Origin of the sequence: Streptomyces sp. NPDC059851, from assembly GCF_042732005.1 — a bacterium.
Classification (GTDB): Bacteria; Actinomycetota; Actinomycetes; order Streptomycetales; family Streptomycetaceae; genus Streptomyces.
In genome coordinates this window covers 1-2,109 of record NZ_JBHWJJ010000289.1, presented here as the reverse complement: position 1 = coordinate 2,109, position 2,109 = coordinate 1, and the positions used below count along the sequence as shown (strand labels likewise).

Here is a 2,109-nt window from a genome sequence, read left to right as displayed (position 1 = left end):
ACCGCAGCCAACTCCTCAGCCATCACGCCCAATCAACGACACAGGCCATCAGCCAGACACGCCACCCGCGAACCAACCTGACCAAGCACTACTAGGCGCCGGCCCGCGCCGCGGCAGCGGCGCGCTCGTGCACCAGGTCCGCGAGGCGGACCGGGCCGTCCGCGCCGTGCTCCATGAACAAGTTGGGCTCCACCAGTTCGAGTTCCATCACCACCGGCGAGCCGTCGTCGGCGTACGCGATGTCGACCCGCGCGTACAACAACTCCTGCCGCTCCGGCACGGCCGCCAGCGCGGCCCGGGCCAGGGCGAGTTCGGCGGCCGACGGCCGGTGCGGGCGGAGGTTCGGGTGGGGGACCCGGTCGTCGTCGACGACCCCGGGCTCGGTGAGCACCGGGTCCTTGCGCACCGCGTGGCTGAACGCGCCGCCGAGGAAGACCAGCGCGCGCTCGCCCTCGTCGATCCGGGACAGGTACGGCTGCACCATCACCGTGGCCCCCGCTCCGTGCAGCGAGGCCACGTGTCCCGCTGCCAGGTCGCGTTGCTGCTCGGTGTACCGAGCGGTGCCGTACGCGCCGGCCGACACGGACGGCTTCACGACGAACTGGCCGTCGCCCGGCAGGACCACCGCCTCACCGGGAGCGATGAACCGGGTCGGGACCACGGGGACACCGCGGGCGGTGAGGTCTCGCAGGTAGACCTTGTCGGTGTTCCACCGCACGACGCCGGCCGGATTGTCCAGCCGCGCCACCGCCTGCACGGCGTCGGCCCACGCCAGGAACTCCGGCCGTCGCAGGGGGTAGTCCCAGGTGGACCTGATCACCACGGCGGCGCAACCCGACCAGTCGAAGTCCTCGTCGTCCCAGGCCGCGGCCACGGCGTCGACACCCCGCGCACGCAGGGCCGCCAGCAGGGCCGGCATGTCCGAGTCCCGGTCCAGTCCCATGGCCGAGGTGGCCACGGCCACCCGGGTGGTGACGGTCATCCGCATCTCCTCGCAGCAGGCTGCGCGCCGGAGTGCGCTCCGGCGCGGCCGCCCTAGGCTAGGCCGGTCCGGCCGGTTGCGCGAGGTGCTTTCCGCTGGGCGGGAGCCGTCCCGCGGCCCGGGCGGTGCGGCGGCGGGAACCGCAGCCGGTGGCGGTCCGCCGGCCCCTCCGCGGCCCGGGGCCGTGGTTGCCGGCGAGGTCACTCCGTCACGGGCAGGCACTCGGCGAGCAGGCCGACGACGTCGCGCCACGCTCGCTGCGCGTGCTGCGGGTGGTAGCCGACTCCTGGCAGCACGATGTGGTCGACCGGTGGGTGGTGGAAGGCGTGCAGGGCGCCGCCGTAGACCACGAGGCGCCAGTCGACGCCTGCGGACTGCATCTCGGCGGCGAACGCGTCCCGTTGCGCGGGCGGCATGATCGGGTCCTCCGACCCGACCCCGGCCCATACAGGGCAGCGGATGCGCGCCGCCTCGCCCGGTCGGCCCGTGGTCAGTGCGTTGACCGTCCCGATCGCGCGCAGGTCGACGCCGTCGCGCCCGAGTTCCAGCACGATCGCGCCCCCGGTGCCGTACCCGATGGCGGCGATCCGGTCGGGTTCGGTCCGGGGTTCGGCGCGGAGCACGTCGAGCGCTGCGTGGCCGATGCCTCGCATCCGGTCGGGGTCGGCGAGCAGCGGCATGCAACGGGCCAACATCTCCTCGGGGTCGCCCAAATAGCGCCCGCCGTGGAGGTCGAAGGCCAGGGCCACGTACCCCAGCTCGGCGAGCGCATCGGCCCGGCGGCGCTCGACGTCGCTGAGCCCCACCCCCTCGGGCCCCACCAGGACCGCGGGCCGGCGGCCGGCACCGGCCGGGAGCGCGAGGTGGCCGATCATCGTCAGGCCGTCGGCCGGGTATTCCACCGTGCGCGTGGTAACCGTCGTCATGGGACTGGACCGTACTGATCGTCGAATCCGGCCGGACCGGTTTCACCACCGGCAGAACGGGGCGGGGCGTGCGGGCGTGCCCCTGTGGGGCGGCGGAACGGCGGCCGGGGGGGGGGGGGGGGCCCCGGTGCCGGCCCCCCCCGCCCCCACCACCGGATCGCACCATCTTCCGGCCGGGCCCGTCTCCGGGATCCCTGCCGG

General features: G+C 74.7%; 2 protein-coding genes. Both read right to left on the bottom strand.

Features of this window, described 5'->3' with window-relative positions:
- Positions 1-91: 91 nt before the first annotated feature.
- Positions 92-982, bottom strand: a complete 891-nt coding sequence (locus tag ACFV7Q_RS38780) for a RimK family alpha-L-glutamate ligase (RefSeq protein WP_385435659.1) — start codon at positions 980-982, stop codon at positions 92-94.
- Between the two features lie 200 nt (positions 983-1,182).
- Entirely contained in the window at positions 1,183-1,908 is a 726-nt protein-coding gene (locus tag ACFV7Q_RS38775) for a dienelactone hydrolase family protein (RefSeq protein ID WP_385435658.1), read from the bottom strand.
- Positions 1,909-2,109 lie beyond the last annotated feature (201 nt).